This is a genomic window from Microbulbifer sp. ARAS458-1, assembly GCF_045348205.1.
Classification (GTDB): Bacteria; Pseudomonadota; Gammaproteobacteria; order Pseudomonadales; family Cellvibrionaceae; genus Microbulbifer.
In genome coordinates this window covers 1630635-1657324 of record NZ_CP155838.1, presented here as the reverse complement: position 1 = coordinate 1657324, position 26690 = coordinate 1630635, and the positions used below count along the sequence as shown (strand labels likewise).

The window sequence follows — 26690 nt, the reverse complement described above, 5'->3', positions numbered from 1 at the left end:
CTTACGCCGGCACCCGTTGATCACCGCGTAGCTTGTTCACGTCCGCACGGGGCGGCGCACCAAACATACGGCTATATTCACGGCTGAAATGTGACGGGCTTTCATAACCCACTCGGTAGCTGGCGGAGGCGGCCTCCAACCCTTCACTCAGCATCAGACGGCGTGCCTCGTGCAGTCGCAGTTTTTTTTGAAACTGCAATGGAGACATGCGCGTAACCTGTTTAAAGCTGTGAAACAGGGCCGACTCACTCATGTTGGCCCGCTCCGCCAGCTCGCTAATCCGCAGTGGTTCCGCAAAGCGATCCTGAAGCAGAGCAATAACCTGGGATATGCGGTTTGCCTGGCTATCGGCGACGGCAAATTTGCGGATCCGGGGCCCCATTTCCCCCCTCAGCACCCGGTAGAGAATCTCCTTGCGCACCAGCGGCGCCAGTACCGGTATGTCCGCCGGGCTGTCGAGCAGTTCGACGAGACGGCTCACTGCATTCAGCAACCCCATGTCCATGCGCGCCATACAAAGCCCACAATTGGTTTCCTGGCTGGAACAGTTTTCCACGACCGGAGACCGCACCTGCCCGCCCTGCTCCAGAACCAGATCGGTCACTTCCTGGGGGTCCAGCACCAGTTTGATGGCCAGATACGGCTGTTGCGGTGAGGCGTTTACCACCTGGGCCTGTACTGGCAGGTGCACCGAGGACGCCAGGTAGCTCAACGGGCCGTAAGAGATTTCCCGATCACCCAACTGTAAGACTTTCTCGCCCTGCACGATAAAACCGAGCGAAGGCTCGTACACACCTGAAACACAGCTGGCAGTGGCCATGTCGGAGCGGATCAGGCCGACCCCGCTCTGGGAGAACTCCCGCATGCCTTCCTTGGGTGCCCATCGCAAAACAGTGCGCACAAGCTTTTTGCGGACAGATTCCATTTCTCGGGAAATATCACTGCGGTTTGGGTCCTGCGACATGTGCCCTCCAGTTACCGGCTTAACAGTCGGCCAGTATACGGAGTTTTGGGCAAGGCAATTAGAACTTTGCAGAATTGGGCAAGCACCCGACAGGAATATGCAATCGACTCACGCGGGGGCAACGCAACATAATAGTGCAGGCAATTCGGAAGCTACAGACAGATGACAAATGGATGTACGGCCCGTCCGCCGCAGATTTCCGCTCAACCACCCTCCTCTTTAACGAAAGTAGAATCAGGCAAGCAGAGCACAGTAACCGAATACCGTCTTCCGGTTGCGCTCGGCTAAGGTACGCCCCCGATGGGTCGAGGTTTACTCGCCCGAGCAGAGGAGCAAGTACCCAATGACAAAAAAATTTCTGATCGGTCTGGCAACCCTGATACTCGCAGGCTGCAATACCGGCAACACCGATGGCCAGAGACCGCCGCCCATACCAGTGGAGATTGTGCAAGTGACCAGCGAGCCGGCAACCCTGTGGGGCGACTTTACCGGCCGGGTTGCGGCTCCGGAAACGGTAGCACTGCGCGCACGGGTGAGTGGCTACATCGACAAGGTGGCGTTCACCGAGGGCGAGCTGGTCAAGCGCGGGGATCTGTTATTCCAGATAGATCCGCGCCCCTACCGGGCCCGCGAGCGCGCCGCACAGGCTGCACTGGCACGTGCGCAGAGCCAGCTGGCACTGAGTGAAAGCCGCGCGCAACGGGCCCGTCAGTTGCTGGCGAGCCACGCGATATCCCGCGAGGACCACGACCAACGACAGGCAGCGCTGGAATCCGACCGCGCTGCGGTAAACGCGGCCCAGGCAGCACTGGAGAGTGCACGGCTCGACCTGCAGTTTACCCAGGTCAGATCCCCTATCGACGGTCGCGTGGGACGCGCAGAAATCACCCGAGGCAACCTGGCCAGCGCCGATCAGACGCTGCTCACGACGCTGGTTTCCGTGGACCCCATGTACGTCTATTTCGAAAGTGATCAGGTCAGCTTCGCCGGCAACCGCGGTTTCTTTACGCCCGAGCAGCGCCCGCAGGTCAACGTCGGGCTTGCTGGCGAGGACGGATTTCCACACATCGGAAAGCTCGACTTCGTTGACAACCGCCTCAACAGCCACACCGGCACCATTCAGTTCCGTGCGGTCGTCGCCAACCCGGAAGGACATTTAAAGCCGGGGCAGTTCGCGCGCGTGCAGATGCCCACCGAACAACTGGATAACGCGCTGCTCCTCAACCGCAAGGCGGTACTCACCGATCAGGATCGGCGCTATGTGTACGTGGTAAACGCGGAAAATATTACCGAGCGCCGCGACGTGGAAACCGGCCCGCAACAGCGAGGAATGATACTGATCCGCAAGGGCCTCGAGCCTGGAGAACAGGTGGTGGTCAATGGCCTGCAAAAAATCCTGTTCCCCGGCATGCCGGTAGTACCACAGCCAGTACAGAAGCGTGTGGACGCAACCACACCACAACTCGCCGGGCGCTGAACAGGCTCCGTTACGCCCACCCAGTTCCAATTCGGTTATTTCTTCAGTTTGAGTTTCTGGTGTGATGATCACCATCGCACACGGGGTAGCAGCGTATGAATTTTTCCCGTTTTTTTGTCGACAGACCCATCTTTGCCTCGGTGCTGTCGATCATCATTTTCGTGGTCGGGCTGATCAGTATCCCGGTGCTGCCGGTAAGTGAATATCCCGATGTAGTGCCACCGAGTGTCGCGGTAACAGCGCGCTACCCGGGCGCCAATCCCAAGACCATCTCCGAAACCGTCGCCACGCCACTGGAAGAAGCCATCAATGGTGTGGAGGACATGATCTACATGAAATCCGTCGCCGGCAGCGATGGCACTCTGTCACTGACCGTCACTTTCAAATTGGGAACCGATCCCGATCAGGCTCAGGTTCAGGTACAGAACCGGGTTTCCCAGGCACTGCCACGGCTGCCGGAGGATGTGCGCCGCCAGGGTGTCACCACACAGAAACAGTCGCCCAACCTGATGATGGCGGTACACCTGACTTCGCCGGGTGATCGTTTCGATGCAACGTATATCCGCAACTACGCGGTGTTGCATATCCGCGACGAACTTGCCCGTATTCCCGGGGTCGGTCAGGCCGGATTGTTTGGCGCCGGCGACTACGCCATGCGCGTGTGGGTGGACCCGCAGAAAGCCGCGGCCCTCGATATCACCGCCGCCGATATTGTCGATTCCGTGCGCGAACAGAATGTACAGGTGTCCGCCGGTCAGATCGGCGCCCAGCCGATGCCCGGGGAGAACGACTTTCTGATCTCCATCAACGCCAAGGGGCGACTGACGAGTGTGGAGGAGTTCGGTGATGTAGTGATCAAAACCGGCAACGACGGCGAAATCACCCGCCTGAGCGACGTCGCGCGTATTGAGTTGGCCGCCTCCGAAGATACCCTGCGCGCACTGCTGAACGGACGCCAGGCCGTTGCCCTGCCGATCTTCCAGGCACCCGGCTCCAACTCACTGGAAGTCTCGCAGGCAATTCGGGAAAAAATGGCGGAACTGGACGATCGGTTTCCCGACGGGCTGGAGTGGGAGATCGCCTATGATCCGACGGTGTTTGTCAGCACCTCCATCAAAGCGGTGATAAAAACACTGCTGGAAGCAGTGCTGCTGGTGGTACTGGTGGTGATCCTGTTCCTGCAGACCTGGCGCGCATCTCTGATTCCGCTGCTGGCGGTTCCGGTCTCGATTATCGGTACCTTCGCGGTTCTGCACCTGCTGGGTTTTTCCATCAATACGCTCACATTATTTGGCATGGTGCTGGCAATTGGTATCGTGGTGGACGATGCGATCGTGGTAGTGGAGAACGTGGAGCGCAATATCGAGGAGGGGTTGAGCCCGCTGGCGGCCGCCCACCAGGCCATGCGGGAAGTGAGTGGCCCGATTGTCGCCATCAGCCTTGTGCTGTGTGCGGTGTTCGTGCCTATGGCGTTCCTCGACGGTATCACCGGGCAGTTCTATCGCCAGTTCGCAATGACCATCGCGATCGCCACGGTAATTTCTGCGGTTAATTCGCTGACCCTGTCACCGGCACTATCGGCGACGCTACTGAAGCCCCACGGCGCCGCACCGGATCTGCCAGCGCGAATTATCAATCGGTTGTTCGGCTGGGTGTTCCGCCCGTTCAACCGTTTCTTCAATCGAAGTGCCAACCGCTATCAGGGATTTGTCGGTCGCAGTCTGAATCGGCGCGGCCTCGTATTTGCCGTCTATAGCCTGCTTCTGGTCGGTACCGTGTTCATGTTCAACCAGGTTCCGGGGGGATTTATCCCCACCCAGGACAAAACTTACCTGGTGGGCAGTATCCGCCTGCCAGAGGGCGCCTCGCTGGATAGAACCGAAGCTGTCGCGCGCCGGGTGAGTGAACTGGCACTGGACACGGAGGGCGTATCTCACGCTGCGGCTTTTGTCGGCTTCAATGCCCTGCAACGCACCAACACCCCGAACGTGGGAACCGTGTTCGTGCTCTTCGACGATTTCAGCGAGCGCGATCGCAGCGCGGGTGAAATTGCCGCTGAGCTGAATGGCAAGCTGGCAAATATCAAAGAAGGATTCGCGATCAGCTTTATGCCGCCGCCGATTTTCGGCCTAGGCGCTGGCTCCGGCTACTCGCTGTATGTTCAGGACCGCTCCGGGGCCGGCTATGGCGCCCTGCAGACTGCCACCAACGAACTCGCCGGTGCACTCAGCCAAACACCGGGACTCAGTTACCCCTTCAGTTCCTATCAGGCCAATGTCCCGCAACTGGATGCGGAAGTGGATCGCCTGCAGGCCAAGGCTCAGGGCGTGCGCCTGGATGATCTGTTCGGCACGCTGCAGCTGTATTTCGGCTCGCTGTATATCAACGATTTCAACCTGTTCGGCCGCACCTACCGGGTCATGGCCCAGGCGGACGCCCCTTTCCGCAATGAAGTTGCAGACATCGACCACCTCTACACCCGTAACAATCGCGGCGAGATGGTGCCAATCAACACCATGGTGCAGCTGAAGCAAAGTTACGGGCCCGATCCGGTGATCCGTTACAACGGCTATCCCGCCGCGGACCTGCTCGGCCAGTCCAACCCCTCGATGCTGTCCTCCAGCGAGGCGCTGGCAACGGTGGAGCGGGTGGCAGCGCAGGCATTACCACCGGGTATGACGATTGAGTGGACAGATCTGAGTTTCGAGCAGGTCAACCGCAGCAATGCTTCCATGCTGGTGTTCCCACTGGCCCTGCTACTGGTGTTCCTGGTGCTGGCGGCGCTTTACGAGAGCTGGGTGCTGCCGTTGGCCGTGATCCTGATCGTACCCATGTGCCTGCTGGCCGCCCTTTTCGGCGTCTGGCTGACGGGGGGCGACAACAATGTGTTCGTACAGGTGGGTCTGGTGGTACTGATGGGCCTGGCGTGTAAAAACGCCATTCTGATCGTCGAGTTCGCCCGCGAGCTGGAAATGGAAAAAGGGCTGGATCCAATGCGCGCCGCGCTCGAGGCCTGTCGCCTGCGGCTGAGGCCAATCATCATGACCTCGGTCGCCTTTATTGCCGGCGTGGTACCACTGGTACTGGCCGGCGGCGCCGGCGCCGAAGTACGCAACGCCATGGGGGTCACCGTATTTACCGGCATGATTGGTGTAACGCTGTTCGGATTGCTGCTGACGCCGGTGTTTTACGTGGCCCTGCGTTCGCTCTCCGGGCAACGCAACCCCCAGAGCGAAGGGGTGCCGCCGCGGGAAACAGCCCGGGAACGGCCGGCCGCGGTCGAGCTATCCGGGCAGTAACAATCGATCAGGCACCTGAGGAATAGCAACGCAGGCCTTCACTGTAAATCCTGCATTGCCCGCCTTCCGGACAGGGTGCGTCCATGGTCAACGGTGCACTGCCGACGGGGCACTGGGGCGCGATACCGGCGGTACACCAGTTGCCGGTATCCAGTTGATAACAGACGCTGTCACCGGTGAGGCAAGCATTCGCTGTCGGAATCTGGGTGTCACCGGAAAAGCAGTCGCGGGGATACAGCGGCGTCAGATTTTCCGGCAGGCGCCCCTGATAATAGGTTGCGGGAGAGCCTGTCAGGTCGCACCAGAATCCGTCGAGGCTTTTGACATTGTCAATGTTGCTGGCAGTACCGGCACAGCCGGCGAAAAATGCGGCGGCGAACGGGGCAATCAGGCGCAATTTCATTTCACATCCTCTGTGCGTATGAGAGGGGCTTTCCGCCCCCCAAAGCCCCGCCAATGTCGTGGGCTTACTTCTCGTAAACGATACAGCGGCGCCCGCCGGAAATCTCGTAACACTGGGCGGTGGCCGGGCAAATAGAACCCGGCGCCAGCTCTTCCGCGTCCCCCGGGCAACCGTCATAGTTGGTCTTCTGTTCCGCATGTACCGGCGCGCGGGGAATGGGCGCACTGTTAGGGTAGACCACCTGATCGCGCACGCTGCTGGTACCACAGGCTGACAGTAGCGTCGCCGCCGCCATCACCGATAAAATCATCACTGGTTTGCGCATGGTGTCTCCTTAACTTTCATTTCACATAGCGGCAATAGATCGACAACCCGCCGCCAACTCAATACACCCGCATCACCGGGAAAAACCAGCAAGCAGAGCCTACGCGACTATTTTCCGCATCGGTCGAGCACTGCCGGCTTGCCGCAGGGGGAGCCGCGGCGTTTGGTAGATAATTTCCCACTTCGACAAAGTCTGCACTCTGACTCTGGTCGTCCGGGTTGAAGAAAAATGGATCGTAGCTATTTTCGTTTCCATACGGTACGAACATACAACCCTGCATACACAGTGTGGCGCCCATTGCCACAGCTGTAATCCCTGTGCGCTTCATGACTCACCTACCTCGCAACTTGATCACTACCTGACCACAGCCGGGAACTCCACTTTCCCGACATCCACTCTCTGTTAATTTCAGTTTAGCGCGCAGGAAGCGTTCGACGACGCTGTTCACGTTTTAAACAAAATTAAATACGCGGGATTCAACGCACAAGGGAATGAGGCGACGGCGATCACGTCATGGCGGGCAAAACCTTCAAAAACCGCGAAGCAAGCCGCAACAACTAAGCAAAAAGAGCACACAAAAAAAGCGCCAGAGGGAAAACCCTCTGGCGCTTTTTCTAACGCTGCATTGATCTTGCGATCAAAAATTACAGCAGCAGCTTGCGCACGTCAGCCAGCACGCCCGCCAGATAGGTCAGGAAACGGCCCGCATCACCGCCGTTTACCGCACGGTGGTCGTAAGACAGTGCCAGGGGCAGCATCTTGCGCGGCACAAACTCACTGCCGTTCCATTCCGGTCGAATCGCCAGCTTGGATACACCGAGGATACCCACTTCCGGCGCATTCACGATGGGGGTAAATCCGGTGCCACCAATAGCACCGAGACTGGAGATGGTGAAACAGGCACCCTGCATATCGCGGGGCTTCAGCTTGCCGTCGCGGGCAGCCACCGCCATGGCGGTGGCTTCCTCTGCCAGCTCGTAAAGGCCTTTTTTATCCACATCCCGAATCACCGGGACCACTAGGCCTTTCGGTGTATCCACCGCCATGCCAATGTGCACATAGTCTTTCTTGACGATGTGCTCGCCATCGTTATGCAGGGATACATTGAAGCTCGGCACTTCACGCAGTGCGGCAGCGGCAGCCTTCAGCAGGAACGGCACTGGCGTAATTTTCACGCCGCGTTTTTCCGCTTCAGCCTTCATTGCCTTACGGAAATCTTCCAGATCGGTAATGTCCGCATCGTCGAACTGAGTGACGTGGGGCACGGTCAGCGAGTTCCGCACCATATTCGCCGCGGTGAGCTTGTGGATCTTGCTCATCGGCTCTACACGTACCGGGCCGAACTGACTGAAGTCAATTTCCGGCATGGGCGCAATGCCGATATTGCCGCCGATACCAGCAGCAGCACCGCTTTCGGCTTTTTTCACCTGCTCCTTGATATAGGCGTGCAGGTCGTCTTTGGTCACACGACCGCGCGGACCGGTAGGCTTGACCTTGTTCAGGGTCACGCCCAGTTCGCGGCCCAGTTTGCGCACGGCGGGGCCGGCGTAAACTTCGGCGGACGGGGTGTGGTCGCGCTCTACGTGCGGATCGCGTTTCGGCGCTTCCTGCGGAGCCTCGGCTTCACTGGTCGGCGCGGGAGCAGGGGCTGGCGCTGCAGCTGCCGGAGCAGGAGCCGCGCTCGCGCCACCGCCGCCACTGTCGCCTCCAGACCGGGTCTTGATCACGCCGATCACATCACCGGTAGACACCTTGTCGCCTTCCTTCACGGAGATGGAAACGATGGTACCAGTTGCCGCAGACGGTACGTCCATGGACGCCTTGTCGCCTTCCACCACGATCAGGGCGTCGCCCTCTTCGATTTCATCACCGGCGGAGACGGAGATTTCGATCACGTCCACAGACTCGGCACCCCCGAGATCCGGAACCACGATGTCCTCTTCCTTCTCAACGCCTGCGGCAGCGGCCGGAGCCGGCGCTTCTTCCGCGGCGGGGGCCGGAGCCGGCTCCGCTGCCGGAGCAGGCGCTGGTTCTTCTGACGCGTCGCTACCGGCATCGTCACCAGCGTCCGTTTCCATTTCACCGATAACATCGCCCTCAGATACCTTGTCACCTTCCTTGACGGAGATGCTCAGGATCTTGCCGGCCACCGGCGCGGGGACGTCCATAGAGGCCTTGTCGCCCTCCACTACAATCAGCGCGTCCTCTTCCGCCACCGTGTCACCCACGGCAACGGCGATTTCAATTACATCTACCTGATCGGCGCCGCCGAGATCAGGCACTTTAATGACTTGTTTTGCCATGTCTCTACCTTCCTTACTCAGCGGTGATTAAACCAGGCGCGGGTTTACTTTTTCCGGGTCGATATTGAGCTTCTTGATGGCGTCGGCCACTTCACTCGCTTCGATCACACCCTGGTCCGCCAGGCCTTTCAGCGCGGCAACAGCAACGTAGTTACGGTTCACTTCAAAGAAGCGACGCAGCTGCTCGCGGCTGTCGGAACGACCGAAGCCGTCGGTGCCCAGTGCAATCACATTGCCATCGATAAACTCGCGCAGCGGCTCGACGTAGGCGCGGATGTAGTCGGTGGAGATCACCACCGGCGTCTCGTTGCCTTCGAACTGCTCGCCAATCCAGGATTTACGGGCTTCTTCGGTCGGGTGCAGCATGTTCCAGCGGGCCACGTCCTGGGCTTCACGGGAAGCCTCGGTGGCGGAGGTCAGGTTCCACACGTCGGAGGTCACTCCAAACTGATCCGCCAGAATGTCCGCTGCGGCAAGCACTTCGCGCAGGATAGAGCCGGCACCGATCAGCTGAACGTGCTTCTTCGCCGCTTTGCCCTTGCCGGGCTTGCGGGAATTGTTGTCCAGCTTGTAGATACCGCGGATGATGCCTTCTTCCACGCCCTGCGGCATTTCCGGCTGCAGGTAGTTCTCGTTCTCGATGGTGATGTAGTAGAACAGGTTCTTCTGTTCTTCGTACATTTCCTTCAGGCCGTGACGCATGATCACTGCCAGATCATAACCGTAGGCCGGGTCGTAGCTCTTACAGTTCGGGATGGTGGCAGACAGCACATGGCTGTGGCCGTCCTGGTGCTGCAGACCTTCGCCGTTCAGAGTGGTACGGCCAGCGGTGGCGCCAACGAGGAAGCCGCGCGCCTGCATGTCGCCGGCGGCCCATGCCAGGTCGCCAATGCGCTGGAAACCGAACATGGAGTAGTAGATGTAGAAAGGCACCATCGGCACGCCGTGGTTGCTGTAGGCTGTCGCCAGAGCCATCCATGCGGACATGGCACCGGCTTCGTTGATGCCTTCTTCCAGCACCTGGCCCTTCTTGTCTTCCTTGTAATACATGATCTGGCCGTGGTCGACCGGGGTGTATTTCTGGCCCTGGGAAGAGTAGATACCCAGCTGACGGAACAGACCTTCCATACCGAAGGTACGGGCTTCGTCCGGCACAATCGGCGCGACGTTTTTGCCCATTTTCTTGTCTTTCACCAGCACGGACAGTGCGCGTACGAACGCCATGGTGGTGGAGATTTCGCGGTCGCCGGAGCCCTTGGTCAGGGCGCTGAACGCGTCCAGTTCCGGGATTTCCAGCTTGGCCACCTCGGTGCTGCGGGACGGTACCGGACCACCCAGTGCCTTGCGGCGCTCGGCCATGTACTTCATCTCGGGGCTGTCCGGCGCCGGACGGTAATACGGAACTTCCTCGATTTCCTTGTCGGTAATCGGGATCGCGAAGCGGTCGCGGAAGCGTTTCAGCGCTTCGGTGTCCATTTTCTTGACGTTGTGGGTATCCATCGCCGCTTCACCGGCAGCACCCAGGCCGTAGCCTTTCACGGTCTGCGCCAGGATCACGGTGGGCTGCCCTTTGTGGGCCATGGCTTCGGCGTAGGCGGCGTAGACCTTGTACGGATCGTGGCCACCGCGGTTCAGCTTCATGATCTCTTCGTCGGAGAAGTCTTTGACCATCTCCGCCAGCTCCGGGTATTTACCGAAGAAGTGCTCGCGGGTGTAAGCGCCGCCGTTGGCCTTGAAGTTCTGCATCTCGCCATCGACGGTCTCGTCCATGACTTTTTGCAGCAGACCTTTTTCGTCTTTCTCGAACAGCGGATCCCACAGGCGGCCCCACAAGACCTTGATCACATTCCAGCCGGCACCGCGGAATACGCCTTCCAGCTCCTGCACGATCTTGCCGTTGCCACGTACCGGGCCGTCCAGACGCTGCAGGTTACAGTTGACCACGAACACCAGGTTTTCCAGCTTTTCGCGGCCCGCCAGGGCGATGGCGCCGAGGGATTCCGGCTCGTCACACTCACCGTCACCGAGGAATGCCCACACCTTGCGATCGCCGCGCGGAGACAGGCCGCGGGCAGACAGGTAGCGCATGATGTGCGCCTGGTAGATCGCCTGGATGGGGCCCAGGCCCATGGATACGGTGGGGAACTGCCAGTAGTGCGGCATCAGCCAGGGGTGTGGGTAGGAGGACAGGCCGTTGCCGTTTACTTCGCGGCGGAAGTTGTCCAGCTGCTCTTCATCGAAGCGGCCTTCCAGGTAGGAACGGGCGTAGATACCCGGCGCGCTGTGGCCCTGGAAGAAAATCAGGTCGCCGCGCTCTTCACCCTCGTTACCGCGGAAGAAGTAGTTGAAGGCAACATCGTACAGGGTCGCGGCAGACGAGAAGCTGGCGATGTGGCCGCCGAGGCTGTCGCTGTTGGAGTTGGCGCGAACCACCATGGCCAGCGCGTTCCAGCGGATCAGAGAGCGAATTCGACGCTCCATGAACAGGTCACCCGGCATACGCTTTTCCGCTTCCGGCGGAATGGTGTTGCGGTACGGGGTGGTGATGGCAGCCGGCAGCTGTACGCCGGTATTGGTGGCGCGGTCAGACAGCTGCTTGATCAGGAACGCAGCGCGTTCCTTGCCGCTGTGGCGGATAACCGCCTGCAGCGCGTCCAGCCATTCCTGCGTTTCCTGAATGTCGGTTTCTTCGTGCATCAAATGCTCCTCGGCGAATATACGACGTCGAGTCGGTGTTTTTTATGGTCAGAATTTTTTGCTGCGCAACAGTACCGCAATCACCGGGATTTCCCCGGATTCTGCCGTCTGGTTCGCCAGATCACCGCCTGAAGTGGCGGAAAAGCAGCGAACCCTGCTCAATATTTCAGCAGCACAACAGAAGGTGCGGCGTGAAACAGCTTGAAACAGAGAGTACTGTGCGACCTGAATACCGCCGGCCATAAAGAGCCTGTTGCAGGGCTCGTTAATACCGGCTCGACTTTGAATTCGGCGTTGAATTCTCGGCCCGTCAACTGTAGAGCGGACGCCGTGTGGCGTATTCAAATGCCCTCAATTAACCGGCTGCAAGTGCGTAAGCGGGGGCGATTGTAGTATTACTACAAGCGTTTTTCCAGACAGGACGATTAGTAACAAATAAAACCAATATGTAAAACAATTATTTGCCAGTTGGCGCGATTACCGAAATAAATTGCGGCCTTATCGTATAATTTTATTACATAATTGAGTCCAGAAAATCATTTCTGGTCACGAAAATTCCACGCCCGGCCCATTTCAGGTAACGGATACCGAACGTGTGTACCATCAAATAGTATCCCGCTGCATGCCGTTATCGGGGAGCTGTACCGGTGGCCAGCGGCTCGCCATCGGCTTCTCGAGCCGCTGCCGCTGGCAGGCGCAGTTCAAATCGCGCGCCCCCCAATGCCGTAGATGCACCTGCGGAAATAGACCCACTGTGCCAATCGACCACCTTGCGCACAATGGCAAGCCCGAGCCCATAGCTGGGCAGCTCCTGAACCCCGCTTTCCCGCGCATAGGGTAGAAAAAGGTCTTCGAAATCGATGCCCGCGAGACCCGGTCCATCATCTTCAATCACAAATACCGCGTCGCCGTCTTCCAGGTACAGCCGGATGTGCACCACACTGGCGGAATATTTGACCCCGTTATCGATCAGGTTATTGAATACGCGAACCAGCGAGCGACGGTCGGCTTCCGCCACTACCAGGCTGGCGACATCCAGTTGCGCGCGGCGGCCGCTGATATGGGCCACCTGCTGAAAACGCGGAGATATCAGGTCAAGCAGGTTTACCGGCCCGAAGTCGAGCAGCGGCCGCTCGTGCTCCTGGCGAGCGAAGGTCAGATACTCATCGACCAGTGCGTCCAGCTCATCCAGATCTTCCTGGATTTCCCGCTTCAGATCTGCGTCACTTTCGTGAGGGAGAGAGGCCACCAAAAATCTAAGGCGGGTTATCGGTGTTCGCAACTCGTGAGACAAGGTTGCGGAAAGCTCCTGCTGAAGGGCAACCGCGCGCGCAAGACGCTGACTCATCCACACCATGGCATCCGATACCGGAGTAAAAAAGCTACTGTGGGAAAAATGAAAGTGCGCGGGGTTTCTGTCTCTGGCAAATCGCGCCGCCGCATCCTTGAGCTTCTGTAGATCGCGAATCAACGGCCACAGGCAAACCACGATGGCCACCCCGAGAAGCAGATAAAAAAACCGCGTATACCACCGATGTATCCCGACCAACTCATCCTCAAAAGGACCGAACTGGGCCATATGATCTCCGGCCTGTAAATACAACAGCTGGCTTCCGGCTTCATTTTCAGCGCGCACCAGTCCGCCGCGATTGAGAAGATCGACCTCGGAGGCGGGCAATAGCAACTGATCTTTCGACAGAATACTGAAGTGCCCACGGTGATTCGCTGCGGTTGGTGTACAGGTATTTTTTTCGCAATGTGCGTCGAGTAATTGCCGCAGTGAAATTTCCACCGGCTCCTGAGCGGTTGTCTTCTGCTGCTGACCGAGATACACCTGATCCGCAGCCCACACGGCCGCAGACAAACCCAGCAAAACCAAGAGCAGGTAACGCAGGTAATACCGATTCACAGCCGCTCCGCCAGCATATAGCCTTTCCCCCACACGGTCCTTACAGTCAGAAGCAGTGAGGCGTGCCGCTCCATTTTCTTACGCAACCGACTGATACGACCATCAATGGTTCTATCCAGGCCATCGTAGCGACGCCCGAGTGAATTGATAAACAGGAATTCGCGACTCAACGGCTGCTGCGGATTACTTACCAGTAACCAGAGCAGATCGAACTCACCCGGAGACAGTACAATCAGCTCATCATTGACCCACGCCTTGCGTCCACTCCGGTCAATGCGCAGATTGTCTATCTGAATCGCCGATTTTTGCTGGTTGGGTGGAAAGTTTCGACGCAGGCAGGCGTGAATTCTGGCGAGAAGGATATCCGGGTGAACCGGCTTGACGATAAAGTCGTCCGCGCCGGCATCAAAGGCTTTCAATTGGATCGGTACATCACTGGAAGCAGTCAGAAAAAGGCAGGGACCGTTAAATTCCCTTCGCACCTCTTCAATAATCTCAAAGCCATCGCGGCCGGGCAACATGATGTCGCATAACACAAGGTCGATGACTTCATTACGGAGCAATTGGGAAACGCCAATACCGTCGGCAAGGTGACGTACGACAAACTGTTGTTTTTCAAGAAATTGTACAACCGACCGTGCTAATCGCTGATCGTCTTCGATCAACAGAATGCGTTTGCCATTCATCAGAGAAAGCTCCAGAGGTGCCGACGCCTGACGCGGACGTGATGCCCAACGGCCAGTACTTTTACCGAAGCTGTCGCCAACGAGGTAGTAGTAGACATGGGTCCTCGATCCACGGAAATATCAAAGCGGGTCGTTTTTTCCAAGGTAAGTTCCAGCGCGACCTGGCCTGAAACCGCCGAATTGGAACAAAAGAGCGGGTCACCATTACCCGCACGGAAAATGCAGACTTCTCCAGATTCTGGAAGCGCCCAGGAAAACACAAATTTCGCGCGGCACAACTCACCCTGCTTTACGATGCAACTACGCGGTGACACAGAAAAACCTTCGACCTGTTTTGCTGCGTTCCCATCTGGCACTGCCGCAGCAGATTTTGAACCGATCACCAGTAAAACGCCTGCTAATACGCTGTGACCTGTCATACGCGGATTACTTCCAGCTATATTGCACGCCGGCAAAAAATGCTTTGGGGCTCGCATCAGTCACATAGGGGCTATTGGCAATCGCATCATCCATCCAGTCGATCCGACCCGCCAGTACCATATCCAGATTGCTGGAAAGCGGATACTTGGCTTCCAGGGTCGCATGGGTATTGAGCGCCGCATCAGGCTGATACAGCGGAAAGCTGGACGTTCCCGGCCCGGGTATTTCCACACCATAGTAATAATCCACCAGCTTACGGCTCTGATAGGTTGCCCCCAGCTCAACCCCCAGTAGCAACGAACCAAGAGCAAACTGCTTGCTCAGACTCAGAGGAATCTCGTCTCCACCGTGTACGTCGGTCACATCCCGGTAGGCGCCGAGACCAATGGTCACCGGCCCCAACCATTGTGCGGCGAAACCACCGAGATAGGAGAGATGACGCTTGGGAGGTTCCAGCTTCATCGCGGGTTCGTCGGCCCCCATCAGCCTCCCCGCCAGTACAAAGCCCCGACTGAGTTCACTACCACTGCGCGGGAAATAAAAGCCATCGGTATTCAGGCGCCCGGCGATGTCGAAGGCAAAGCTGGGGGTTTCGTACAGGCTGTAGCCTACGGCAGTATCTTCCAGGTAAAACCGCTTTCCGTAATAACGCACCCTCGGCATGGCGACAACCTCAAGGTCTTGCCCATCGCCCAGCGGGCTCTGTAACACCCCGCGCCCCACTGCCAGTGCCAGTTGCCAGCTACCTGTCTCCGTATATTCGGAATACTGGGCGGCGGTTTCCGCCGCTTCAGCGATCGGAATCATCTGAAAGGCCGCTGCGCTTCCCAGGCACAGAATGGCCGTGACCAACTTATGGAAATAAGTTTCCTGCTCACCCATGGCGCAGGTCCTGTTTAAATCCACCGCTGCTCACAATCACTTCGACCTTTTATAAATCACTGACCCGATATTCTCTGCAATCTATCGAAGCGCTCGCGGTGGCGAAAGACCCTTTCGGGTGATTTGTACAAATTTGTACAAATCCCAAAGCGCCGTACTACGGGGGTGTTGGCCAGTCTTTCCACAAATTTGCACAGTTTCTCCTACCCACCTTTGATATATGAAAAGGGCTATTGCGGTATTTCGCCGCAGTCATACCAATAATTGTTCCTTCCGAGGGAGAAGAAACTTGAAAATAAAAACCCTAGCAACGGTGATCGCCTCCGCGCTGTGTACCAGCAGTGTGACGGCATCCGTGACCAATCACCCCGGACCGGGTCTGCATCAGATCAAAGCCCCACAGATCGCCAAAGTTGTGCAGTCAACGGCGGCATCCCAACAACAAACCAGTGGCCAGACGATTCAGAATCGCCGCCCCGGCGGTCTCAATCAGCAAATTCGCCCGGCCTCCGCCGCGGACAAGTTTGCCCACGAACCGGAGCGCAGTGGCGAAGATGTTTACATTGTTCGCCTGCACGACCTGCCAGTGACTACCTACGATGGACGGGTCAAAGGATTTGAAGCCACGGCATTAAGCGCGCTGCGCAACGAGGTCGCCAGTGGCACCCTGGCAGCACCACATGGCACCCGCGGCCTCAAGGCGATTCAGCGAAACCGGGCCGACAGCTACAAAAACTATCTGATGCAAAAGCATCAAACGGTCGTGCAACAGGCTCGCGCCTTCGGCGTATCACGCGCGCCGCGCCTGCAATTTACCGATGCCATCAACGGCTTCACCATGGAGATGACCCAGGCGCAGGCAAAGCAGCTCGCCGAGCTGCCCCAGGTCGCCTTCGTCCAGCGCTCCGACACAATGCAATTACATACAGATCGCGGCCCGGAATTTATTGGTGCCGATAAAATCTGGAACGGAAATACCGAAACAGGCAGCCTGGACCTGAAGGGTGAAGGCATGATCGTGGGTATTCTGGATACCGGTATCAACACCGATCACGAATCTTTCGCCGATGTGGGCGATGATGGCTACGACCACACCAACCCCTGGGGCGAAGGCAATTACGTGGGCGACTGTGCGACCGGCGCCTCCACCTGTAACGACAAGCTGATCGGTGTGTGGAGCTGGCCAATGATCACCGACACCTACAAAGGTGTACGCCCGGCCAGCGGTGAAGACTACAACGGACACGGGAGTCACACCGCCAGTACCGCAGCCGGCAATGTTATTCATAATGTGCCACTGCTCGGTGGCTCACTGGGAGACGGTGACGGTATTCCCACCGGCTTTGAATTTGAGCAGGCGGCCGGTGTCGCCCCTCACGCCAATATTATTTCTTACCAGGTGTGTTACCCGGATGAACGGGGCTGTCCTTCTGAGGTAATGCTGAAAGCGGTCGACCAGGCCATTGCCGATGGTGTCGACGTGATCAACTTCTCCATCGGCGGCGGCGATCGTTACCCCTGGGACGACGCCATGGCCCTCGCCTTTTTGTCGGCGCGCGAAGCGGGCATTTCCGTCGCAGCATCCGCTGGCAACGCCGGTCCCGGCTTTTACACGCTCTCGCACACCGCACCCTGGTACACGGTGGTGGCGGCCACTACCTCTGACCGCGTAATGGACACAGTGGGCAATGGGATTGAGCTGAGCGGTGGTGCCACGGCTGCACCCAGCTTTTACGTTAACCACGCTGACGAGTGGGACGATATCGCCGGTATCTCGGCTTCCGGCATTGTCGGCACACCAGTGAGTGCGGCTGACTACGGCGATGAGCTGTGCGCGAGCGAATTTGCTGCCGGCACTTTCGAGCCACACCATATCGTCATCTGTAAACGCGGTGAAAATGCCCGTGTCGCAAAGGCGTATAACGTGCAGTCCGGCGGTGCCGGCGGGTTCATTCTGTACAACGCCGGTGACGAGGCCGACCCCAAGCTGGTTGACGACATTTTCCCGATTCCCGGCCTGCACATTGGCAGCTACCGCGGCTCGCAACTGCTGGACTGGATTCAGGACGGAGGCACGGACCACAGTATTTCTATTACCGCTGCCGAGATCAGCCGCACCATTGATGCGGATAAAGGTGACCTGCTGGCGGACTTCTCGTCACGAGGACCCGCGCAGCACTTTATCGGCAGCCTGGCGCCACACATCAGCGCCCCGGGTGTCGACATCCTCGCAGCCTATGCCGATGAGCATCCCTTCCACCCCGATTCCGCGGCATCCCAGGACTGGACCATGATCAGCGGTACCTCCATGGCAAGCCCCCATGTGGCCGGTGCCATGACTCTGGTGAAACAGGCACACCCGGACTGGACCGCTGCAGAAATCCAGTCCGCCCTGCTGATGACCTCCGCGCAAACCGTGCGTGAAAAACCCAATACCTGGAGCGATGACACTCGCCCGGCACACACCTATCGCGCGGGCTCAGGCCGCGTGGACGTGGCCGCCGCAGTAGACGCCGGTCTGGTGATGGATGAAACCGCCGCGAACTTCGAATACGCCAACCCGAACAACGGTGGCGACGTAAAACAGCTGAACCTGCCGCAACTGGTAAACAACCACTGCCGCCGTACCTGCTCCTGGATGCGTACCGTGCGTGCCACGCGCAGCGGTCAGTGGACGGTCACCAACGGCGACTGGACATACGACGTATGGAATACCGGTAAGGGGGAAACACCGATTAACGGCGCCAAGATCGAAGCCTTCCCGAACAGCTTCAGCCTGGAAGCCGGCGAAACCCAGACCATCGTTTTCACTGCGGATCTCACCGACGTGCAGTTCGAACACAATTCCATGCTCGGCGGCGTCAAAGATCTGCCACAACTGGAACTGTGGAGCGAGGTACGTATCACCGCAGAAGATGAAACCATCCCGGATTCGCACTGGCCCGTTTCCATCAACTTTGACCGCGGCGGACTTCCAAGTACGGTCAACGTGGATGTGCACCGTGACAACGGTAGCTACCACCTGAAGGACCTGCCGTTACCGGCGATGAACAGTGTTCAGTATCGTTCGTACGGCCCGGTCAAGGCGAGCGTGGAAGAAGTCACACTGAATCAGGATATCGACCATATCCCGGTGCGCTATGACAACGACTACGAGCCCGGTCATGCCCGCGTCACACTGATGACGGTGCCGGAAAATACCGCCCGCTTCGTGGTTGAAGTTCTGGAAAACCTGCAGAGCCCCGGCTGGAGTGATTTTTACGGTCCGATGCACGGCTGGATGACCGTCTACATCGGTCGCGATAGCGACGGCAATGGCGAAGCGGATTTCGAAAATGAGCTGCTGTGTGCATCCACCACGGAAATCGAGCTGAACTACTGCAGCATCACCAACCCCGATGCGGGCAGTTACTGGGTTGTTGTCGACAACCACCGTATCAATGTCACCGATCACACCGTCATTGATGGCGTGGAGCTGAAAGATACCTACAAGGTGGCCACCGCTCTGGTACCGGCCATCGCTGGAGGCTTTCAGGTTGAAGGACCGGCGACCACCGATGGCAAAAAAGTCGGTGTCGATCTGAACTGGAACCTCAGTGACTTCGAAGTTGGCGATGTTGCCTACGCTGGATTCGACATTGGTACCGGCAATGCGCCCGGCAGCGTCGGTTTTGTGCCGGTCAAGCTGACCCGGGGTGTCAATGATATCAGCCTCACCACCAGCCAGACCCAGGCCAAAGGTGGCGATATCATCGATGTGACGGTTCACATGGTGGAAAACAATTCGGGCATCGACCGCCAGATCGACTTGCTGGGTCAACTACCTGAAGGACTTACCCTGATAGATGGTTCCGTGAGCGTCGATAACCCGATGATGCGCGACCACCTGCAGGTACTTGGAGATGTCATCCAGGTTAGCGGCATTCAGGAAAACTCCGAGCACTGGAAACGGGACTACAAAATCACCAGTAGCGAAACCGACCAGATGTGTCGCACGCCGATCTACACCGCGGGCAGCACCGCCAGTGAAGGTGGCTTTGTCGGCCTGTACGAGCGGTTCGGATTGCTGCCGGATATTGGAGGCTCTGCCGCCGATTGGCTCAACCCGGAATTCAAGATCCCACTCAGTCGCTTCTGGGGTCCTGATGCGAGCATGAGCCTGTTCCACAATGACGCGTTTAAAACCTACCCGGATCTGGTGGTATCGCCCCAGGGCTACGCAACCGTCGAACAGAAATGGGATCCGTCACAGCATATCGTGCACCACGAGTTCCCTTACTACTCCGATCCTTACGCACCGTTTATCGGCGTGCTCTGGAAAGGGGTATTCAATACCGGCGGTTGGTTCAGTGCCAATGTGGATGCACTCGGTACACCACTTAACCTGGATTTCGATCCGGCGGTGACCTCCGGCATGGTGGTTGGTTACGCCTATGACCCCGCCAACAATATCGACGATATTATTGTCGAGTGGCACAACGCGCGTACCCAGAACGTAGAGGTTTCCTGGTCCGGCGGCTCGGTGATGAGTGAAAAGTCCGACCGCTACAGCTTCAACCTCATCGTGCACAAAGGCTATCGCTTTGGCGAGGGTGAATATGAATTCACCATGGCCTATGGCGATCTCGATTTTGCCGGCGAAAGTGGCGCGGGCTCGGTAGGTATCCACGGCCACTACGGACCGCAGGATATTTTCGGCTACCCCTATTACTACGATCAGGAAGTCGGAAAGAGTTTTGCCTTCGACAACCTGGACCGTAAGCTGAAACGTGATCTGGTGGTCTGCTATGACTACGTAGGCCCGGAATCCACCCAATTCGCCCTGAACTTCCAGGTGCGTGTGGCGGAAACCGCAGCAGGTCAGGATCTGGAACTGTCTTTCGTCAGTGACATCGATGGCATGGCGCAGGAAGCAGTGGCTCAGATCATCGTCGTTCCCGGCAATCTGCTACTCACGGAAATTGGTGACCAAACCACCGCGGAAAACACCGCGCTGGAGCTGGAAGTGGTCTACCTGGATAAAGACGCAGCGCCCAACCTCATCTCGGTGAGCGGCGAGAATTTCACTGCGGCAGTATCCGGCCACACCTCCAATTCCACAGTCACCATCACCCCGGACGCCAACTGGCACGGCGAGACGGAAGTCACCATAACGGTTGCCGACGAGCAGGTGCCCTCCGATACGGCCAGCACCAGCTTTATGCTGACAGTCGCCTCGGACGGTGAGGAGCCGGGTTGTACCGACATGGCGGCCAACAACTACGATGAAGACGCTACCGTGGATGACGGCACTTGTGTCTACCCGGAGATTCAGCCAGAACCGGAAAAGAAGAAAAAGAGAAAAGGTGGCTCTACCGGCACCCTTCTGCTGGGCCTGTTGATCGCATTGGGCCTCGTGCGTCGTTCGCGCCGGGTTTCGGCAGCTATCTGACGCCCCTGTGTAATCATTTACCACCAATAAGACGAAGCTGATTTTCGTCATTCGGAGCCCTGGCCAATCGGTCGGGGCTTTTTTATACGGCAATGAATTCACTGTCTAGACTTTCAATTGCGAACAGTGACGGCCCGGCGCCATAACCCTCCCGGCAAGTCTTCACCAAACCTCTCAACGGCATCAGTCAATGTACGACCGAGGAGTCCCCATGAGACGATCGATGACCTGGCGCACGCTTATCAGCGCCATAATGACGCTCTCTGTCAGTTTTTCTACAGCCAACGTGTCCGCACAGTCGACGCTGAGCGCAGACGAGGCGAAACAAATCGCCATCGACGCCTATATTTTTGGTTACTCGCTAATGTCGGTGGAAATGACCCGCAAGGTCATGACCAATGTGGCAAAGCCGACCTCTAAACACGCCCCCATGGGCCAGTTCGCCAATTTGCGGGAATACCCGACAGCGAAATTTCGCGACGTCACCGCGCCCAATGCCGACACCCTTTATTCCAACGCCTTTGTAGATCTCGCCAAAGAGCCCTGGGTCGTTAGCTGGCCGGATATGGGCGACCGCTACTACGTGTGGGAATTTTATGACGCCTGGGTTCCGGTGATCATGAGCCCCGGTTCGCGTACCACCGGCCAGAAAGCCCAGACCTATGCGATTACCGGCCCGGGCTGGAGCGGCAAGCTGCCAGATGGTGTGAAGGAACTGAAATCCCCCACCGACACCGTATGGATTCTCGCGCGGACCTATTCCACCGGTACCCCCGAGGACTACAAAGAGGTCTGGGCGCTGCAGGACCAGTACAAGCTGTACCCGCTCAGTTACTGGGGCAAGGAGTACACTCCGCCGGTAGGCAAAGTGGATCCCAAAGTCGATATGAAAACTGCGGTGCGCAATCAGGTCAACGCCCTCGATGCCCAACAGTATTTTGGCTGGATGGCGTCACTGATGAAAAACAACCCACCGATTGCAGAAGATGCGCCAATGGTGGCGAAGATGAAAAAAATCGGACTGGAACCAGGCAAACCATTTGACCTGAGCAAAATGAACCCTGCAATTGCCGATGCCATCAAGCAGGCGCCGAAAGCCGCCTGGGAACAGATCGTTGCCTACACCAAAGATTCGGGAAAAATGAATAATGGTTGGCTGATCAACATGAAAGTCGGCCATTACGGCACCGACTATATGGCCCGCGCCTGGCTCGCGGCGTTCGGGATTCCCGCCAATCCGCCGAAAGATGCGGTTTATCCGGTGGGTCAGACCGACGCCGATGGCGACCCACTGGATAGCTCAAAGTACAACTACGTTATTAACTTCAAGTCAGAAAAGGATCTGCCACCGGCCAATGGCTTCTGGTCACTGACCATGTATGACGAGGGTTATTTCTTTATTGAAAATCCACTCAATCGATACACCCTCAGTGAGCGGAACAACCTGAAGAAGAATGCCGATGGCTCCATCAGTCTGTACCTGCAAAAAGAAAACCCGGGGCCGAAAAAAGAATCCAACTGGTTACCTGCACCAGACGCGAATTTTATTCCTATGTTCCGCCTGTATTGGCCGAAGGAAAACCCGCCTTCGGTTCTCGATGGCAGCTGGTGGCCACCGGTGATCGAGAAAAACGGCGCGCCCTAGACACGCGCATAGGGTTATTTCGTCTCAGCCCCGGCTCTGCCGGGGCTTTTTTCACTAGCTACCCCTATGCCAATCTGCGCTGCAAGACGTTTCTGTTCACTAAGGTGTGAATACGTTGATAATCCGGCGCCGGCGCGTATGAAAAAGTACACTCTGCTTCCAATACTTATTTTCCGCTGGATATGAACTCCGATTATGCAGATCCTTTACGTCCAGACAGACTGAGGGGTAATCCCGATGAAAATAATGACCAGAGCACTCTCGATATTTATCCTGTTCATCACTTTCGCGCTTACCCCCACTGACGCTGACGAAGGTGGCGTCAGCTTCTGGCTACCAGGGCAATATGGAAGTTTTGCCGCTATTGCACCGACCTCGGAGTGGTCGCTGCCCATGCAAACCTATTACTACTCCGGCAGCGCCGAGTCGACACGCGCTCTCACTCGCGGAAACCTCCTTTCCTTCGGCCTGGATACGAATTTTGCCGCCCAATTCTTCGTACCTACCTATTCTCCTGACAAGCAGATTCTGGGCGCGCGCCCCGGGCTCTCCCTCACTCTACTCCCGGGTTACGCGGAAACCTCGGCAAAGGCAGCCGCAGAACTTTTCCCCCAAAAACAGAGTGACTCGATAACGGGTTTCGGCGACCTATACCCTACCTTCCAATTGTTCTGGAATCACGATATGCACAACTGGATGGCATACATTACGGGCAATATTCCGGTTGGCTCATACAATCCCAACCGTCTTTCCAACCTGGGTATTGGCCACGGTGCTGTGGATATCGGAGGTGGCTACACCTATATGGATACGAAAAGCGGGTGGGAGCTTTCCGCCACCGCGGGGTTTACTTACAATTTAGAAAACTCTGACACGCAATACCAAAGTGGTATCGACTCCCATCTCGACCTTGGCTTGTCACGTTCACTCACCGAGCAGTTTTTTGTCGGTCTTGTCGGCTACGCCTATGTGCAGCTCACACCGGACAGTGGACAGCCTCCTGCGCTGGGGGATTTTAAAAGCCGGACCTCTGCGGTCGGACCTCAGCTCGGATATACCTTCAAGGCCGGAAGTCGGTCGATTTTTTTGAATTTGCGGGGATATGGCGAATTCTCTACAAAGCATCGCCCGGAAGGTGGTGACATTTTTATCACGATAAACATTCCGTTGAGCAGAAGCTAATGACAACAGCAACGCGTTGAGAGAAACGGTAGTTGATCATACACTCCTCGCATACGAGCAACTAGGGGAAGGCAGTGACTTCACTCAAATACACCCAGACGTTTCAACGTGCGTACCGCCTGTGTGCGCCGGGAAACACCAAGCTTTCCGTAGGCGGATTTCAGATGGGTTTTCACCGTATTAATGGAAACGCACAACTGATCTGAAATCTCTTTATTCGAAAGTCCCTCCACCAATAGCGCAAGTGTAGCCAGCTCTTTTTTGGTCAGTTCATTGACCGAAGTGGTCTCAGAAAGCTCGCTGGGACGCCCCGGAACACCTGTGGAGGGCGCACCCTCGAAAGGGGTGATGATCGTTTCGATCTGTCGTTGCCAGATCTGGTGACGCGCGTTATCCGGGGCTTGTCGCAAGTCCACTTTCAGGGAGTGCAGCGCGTCAATAATTTCCTCGCCTTCATCGCGAAAGAGCTGCACCGTACTGTGATCGGTATCCAGAGCGAGGGCATTTTCCAGTGACTGCTTCGCCAGCATGTCGCGTTTGGCCGCCAGGCGAATGCGGGCGAGTAGTAAATGCAACTCCATGGCGCGAAACCGGTTCTCGCCGTTGAGAAACTCACGCAAAACCGGTTGCAGCTGAATCTCCGCGCCCTCGATATCGCCCTCTGCCAGGCGCAGGCGCGTATCTGCAACGCTTGACCAGTAATCCAGGCTATCCCTGGCATGCCCGGGAAGTCCGCTAAACGTGGCCCGCTCGCGCTGCCACTGATCAAATCGGCTTCGTGCCTGAGGCTGTTCGCCCAGCGCCAGTAGAATGCGCACCCGCTCGTGAATCAGGCACGCCAGCAGCCGCTTCCAGCCTCGCGCTTGCGCCAGCTGCTCTGTCTCCCGCAGGTAGTCCAGCAAGGCCTCGTGTTTCTGCTGCCTGAAAAGCAGCTGAACACGCGCGCGGGTGACGGCAATAACCAGGTCTACCGTAGCGATGACACGCTGCGCATCCAGGCCACGCTGAAAGGAGCTCTCCGCCCGCTGCAGATCGCCGCGATAGTAATACAGCACCCCCAGCATGGATTCCATCAAAGCAATCAATTGCGAGCTGGGCAATACGAAGCGCAGTAAGTTACGCAACTGCACTTCCATCGCATCCACGCCCTGCTTGAGCCTGGCACCTACCAGGCAAACCAGAGCGTCAAGACAGCTCGCGTAGGCCTTGTTGTAGACCAGGTCGGCCTCTGTCGGGATTGCCAGTAATTCTTGTGCCACCGTCTGTGCGCCCGCGAAATCCCGCCGGTGATAACACACAAACCCCTGTATCAGGCGAAAAGTAGGCCGTAGATATACCGGATCCTCGGGGGCCTGTGGCAGCCACTGCTCGGCCAATTGGCCGGCTGTTTCCACCTGATCGTCGATGGTATAGAGGTTGGCCTCAATCAGGTGCACCTCTACTTGCTGCGCCAGCTCGAAGGTGGCGCTCCGCGCTTTCAATTCATCCAGCATACGTCGTCCCTGGTGCAACTGATTGCTCAGCACCTGCAGCCAGGTCAATTGAACCAACACCTTCTGGCTTTCCCCCAGCAGCGTTTCTGGCAGACGGCGGATCAGGCCAAGCAATTGGGAAATATGCCCCTGCGCAATCTGGCTGACACCCTGCTCGTCGAGCAGATCCAGGGCTCGACCGTGGTCTCCTGCGCTGATGGCATGCTGGATCGCTTCGGGAATCAGCCCCTCGTCCTCAAACCAGGCGCTGGCCCTGCGATGTAATTCGACCCGCTCGTCGGCACCCGCAGATTCCAGCTGCCGCAACAGAAAATCGCGAAATAGCGGATGCAGTCGATACCAGTATCCGACGTCATCCAGGCTCTGTATCAGCAGCCGCGCATCGCGCAGAAGCGCCAGATCGACACTGTGTTGCCGGTCTCCGGTGACCGCTTCGCACAGGGGTGCACTCAAGCGCTCAAGAACAGATACACGGCGCAGAAAAAAAGCCAGCGATTGCGGCATCTGCGCCACGACCTCTTCGGCGAGAAAGTCGGCGACCGAACCATGGTTACCGGAAAAGGCGCGGGCAAAATGACCGCGATCCACAGAGCCCCGCATCGACAGAGCCGCCAGTTGCAACACCGCAGCCCAGCCACTGGTTCGGGACTGCAGCAACGCCACTTCGTCGTCGCTCACCTGTAGTTGATTGACCTCGCGCAAAAGCGCACCGGTCTCGTCACCATCAAATCCGAGCACGCCACTGTCGATTTCTAACAGCTCTCCCGCTGCACGCAGGCGCGACAACCGGATCGGAGGTAGGCTGCGCGACCCGATAAACAGGCACAGGTTATCCGGCAAATGCTTTAGGAGGTATTGCACCAGTTCGTGCACACGGGGGTTTTCAATATGCTGGTAGTCATCCAGAAACAGCGTGTAGCGTCTGGTGGCATCCAGTGATCCGAGGAACCCGGTTACCAGCCGCCGAACGCCTGCGGGGGTATCGAGATTGCGGTGCGGTTCCGACAGGTTGCGGGTAAAAGATGGGTTCAGCTGGCGAAAAGCCGCTGCCAGATAGTAGAAGAACTGCTCCCCTTCGTTGTCATCCGAATCCAGTGTCAACCAGGCGGTGATCACTCCCAGGCCTTCCAGGTGGTGCAGACACTGGGCCATAAACGTCGACTTGCCATACCCGGCAGGCGCGGTAACCAGGCACAAAGGCGCTACCGGCCCCTTCCGGCTGCAGACACGCCGCAGCAGCCGATCCCGTTGCACGCTGCCCTCTGCCAGTCGCGGCGGAGCCATGCGCGTGGCAATCAGTGCCGGGGGACAGAAACTATTTCCAGGGCCCGAAACCATGGCGTACTCCGTTGGGCGCTGCGTCAGATATTGGCCTGCCGGTATTTAATCAGGAGGCGCGCCCCTTCACCAAAATCACAACAAACGGTGAAGAGCAGCGGAGAGAACTCCCTGGCCTGCATACCCTGTAGGACGTGTGTGCTCAATACCGACCCGTGGGCCGTTTCCATATTATGGACCCATCCAGCCCTGAGCCTCGCTGTCAAAGCCACTGCGATGGGATTCTCGCAAGGTAG

Annotated in this window: 17 protein-coding genes; 5 read left to right on the top strand and 12 right to left on the bottom strand. The window is 57.6% G+C overall.

Features of this window, described 5'->3' with window-relative positions:
* Nucleotide 1 precedes the first annotated feature (1 nt).
* Nucleotides 2-964 (bottom strand): AraC family transcriptional regulator, encoded by a 963-nt coding sequence (locus AAFH99_RS06740; protein ID WP_043317549.1) that lies wholly within the window; start codon nucleotides 962-964, stop codon nucleotides 2-4.
* A gap of 343 nt (nucleotides 965-1307) precedes the next feature.
* Here AAFH99_RS06740 and AAFH99_RS06735 point away from each other — a divergent pair, with 343 nt between their 5' ends.
* Nucleotides 1308-2441 carry an efflux RND transporter periplasmic adaptor subunit gene (locus tag AAFH99_RS06735; RefSeq protein ID WP_043317550.1) on the top strand — a complete coding sequence of 378 codons (1134 nt, stop codon included), beginning with the start codon at nucleotides 1308-1310 and terminating at the stop codon, nucleotides 2439-2441.
* A 95-nt stretch (nucleotides 2442-2536) separates the two neighbouring features.
* Nucleotides 2537-5740 carry an efflux RND transporter permease subunit gene (locus AAFH99_RS06730; protein WP_406829018.1) on the top strand — a complete coding sequence of 1068 codons (3204 nt, stop codon included), beginning with the start codon at nucleotides 2537-2539 and terminating at the stop codon, nucleotides 5738-5740.
* A gap of 7 nt (nucleotides 5741-5747) precedes the next feature.
* On the opposite strand, the gene AAFH99_RS06725 is transcribed toward AAFH99_RS06730, so the two are convergent.
* The 10 genes from AAFH99_RS06725 to AAFH99_RS06680 all read right to left on the bottom strand — a co-directional run bounded on the left by AAFH99_RS06725 (nucleotide 5748) and on the right by AAFH99_RS06680 (nucleotide 15365).
* On the bottom strand, nucleotides 5748-6143 hold the full coding sequence (locus AAFH99_RS06725) for a hypothetical protein (protein WP_406829017.1): 396 nt from the start codon (nucleotides 6141-6143) through the stop codon (nucleotides 5748-5750).
* A gap of 64 nt (nucleotides 6144-6207) precedes the next feature.
* A complete protein-coding gene (locus AAFH99_RS06720) occupies nucleotides 6208-6468 on the bottom strand; it encodes a hypothetical protein (protein ID WP_043317554.1) in 261 nt (86 codons plus the stop codon).
* A gap of 58 nt (nucleotides 6469-6526) precedes the next feature.
* Nucleotides 6527-6736: a hypothetical protein gene (locus tag AAFH99_RS06715; protein WP_156035171.1), complete on the bottom strand. Its 210-nt coding sequence runs from the start codon at nucleotides 6734-6736 to the stop codon at nucleotides 6527-6529.
* A gap of 376 nt (nucleotides 6737-7112) precedes the next feature.
* Nucleotides 7113-8771 carry a dihydrolipoyllysine-residue acetyltransferase gene (gene aceF, locus AAFH99_RS06710; protein WP_406829015.1) on the bottom strand — a complete coding sequence of 553 codons (1659 nt, stop codon included), beginning with the start codon at nucleotides 8769-8771 and terminating at the stop codon, nucleotides 7113-7115.
* A 27-nt stretch (nucleotides 8772-8798) separates the two neighbouring features.
* Entirely contained in the window at nucleotides 8799-11468 is a 2670-nt protein-coding gene (aceE, locus tag AAFH99_RS06705) for a pyruvate dehydrogenase (acetyl-transferring), homodimeric type (RefSeq protein ID WP_406829014.1), read from the bottom strand.
* Between the two features lie 48 nt (nucleotides 11469-11516).
* Entirely contained in the window at nucleotides 11517-11711 is a 195-nt protein-coding gene (locus AAFH99_RS06700) for a hypothetical protein (protein WP_043317562.1), read from the bottom strand.
* A 385-nt stretch (nucleotides 11712-12096) separates the two neighbouring features.
* The gene (locus tag AAFH99_RS06695) at nucleotides 12097-13377 is read right to left on the bottom strand and encodes a sensor histidine kinase (RefSeq protein WP_406829013.1); all 1281 of its coding nucleotides are present in this window, start codon (nucleotides 13375-13377) and stop codon (nucleotides 12097-12099) included.
* On the bottom strand, nucleotides 13374-14063 hold the full coding sequence (locus AAFH99_RS06690) for a response regulator transcription factor (RefSeq protein ID WP_406829012.1): 690 nt from the start codon (nucleotides 14061-14063) through the stop codon (nucleotides 13374-13376). The genes AAFH99_RS06695 and AAFH99_RS06690 overlap by 4 nt, the downstream gene beginning before the upstream one ends.
* Nucleotides 14063-14482 (bottom strand): DUF3019 domain-containing protein, encoded by a 420-nt coding sequence (locus AAFH99_RS06685; RefSeq protein ID WP_197023781.1) that lies wholly within the window; start codon nucleotides 14480-14482, stop codon nucleotides 14063-14065. The genes AAFH99_RS06690 and AAFH99_RS06685 overlap by 1 nt, the downstream gene beginning before the upstream one ends.
* A gap of 7 nt (nucleotides 14483-14489) precedes the next feature.
* The gene (locus AAFH99_RS06680; protein ID WP_043317568.1) at nucleotides 14490-15365 is read right to left on the bottom strand and encodes a MipA/OmpV family protein; all 876 of its coding nucleotides are present in this window, start codon (nucleotides 15363-15365) and stop codon (nucleotides 14490-14492) included.
* A 289-nt stretch (nucleotides 15366-15654) separates the two neighbouring features.
* Here AAFH99_RS06680 and AAFH99_RS06675 point away from each other — a divergent pair, with 289 nt between their 5' ends.
* The 3 genes from AAFH99_RS06675 (at nucleotide 15655) to AAFH99_RS06665 (ending at nucleotide 23623) form a co-directional block, all read left to right on the top strand.
* Entirely contained in the window at nucleotides 15655-20796 is a 5142-nt protein-coding gene (locus AAFH99_RS06675) for a S8 family serine peptidase (protein WP_406829010.1), read from the top strand.
* A 211-nt stretch (nucleotides 20797-21007) separates the two neighbouring features.
* Nucleotides 21008-22441, top strand: coding sequence for a DUF1254 domain-containing protein (locus tag AAFH99_RS06670; RefSeq protein ID WP_406829009.1), 1434 nt, complete (start codon nucleotides 21008-21010; stop codon nucleotides 22439-22441).
* A 237-nt stretch (nucleotides 22442-22678) separates the two neighbouring features.
* A complete protein-coding gene (locus tag AAFH99_RS06665) occupies nucleotides 22679-23623 on the top strand; it encodes a transporter (protein WP_406829008.1) in 945 nt (314 codons plus the stop codon).
* A gap of 80 nt (nucleotides 23624-23703) precedes the next feature.
* Here the strand turns inward: AAFH99_RS06665 and AAFH99_RS06660 are convergent, their stop codons facing one another.
* Entirely contained in the window at nucleotides 23704-26454 is a 2751-nt protein-coding gene (locus tag AAFH99_RS06660) for a LuxR C-terminal-related transcriptional regulator (protein WP_406829007.1), read from the bottom strand.
* Nucleotides 26455-26690 lie beyond the last annotated feature (236 nt).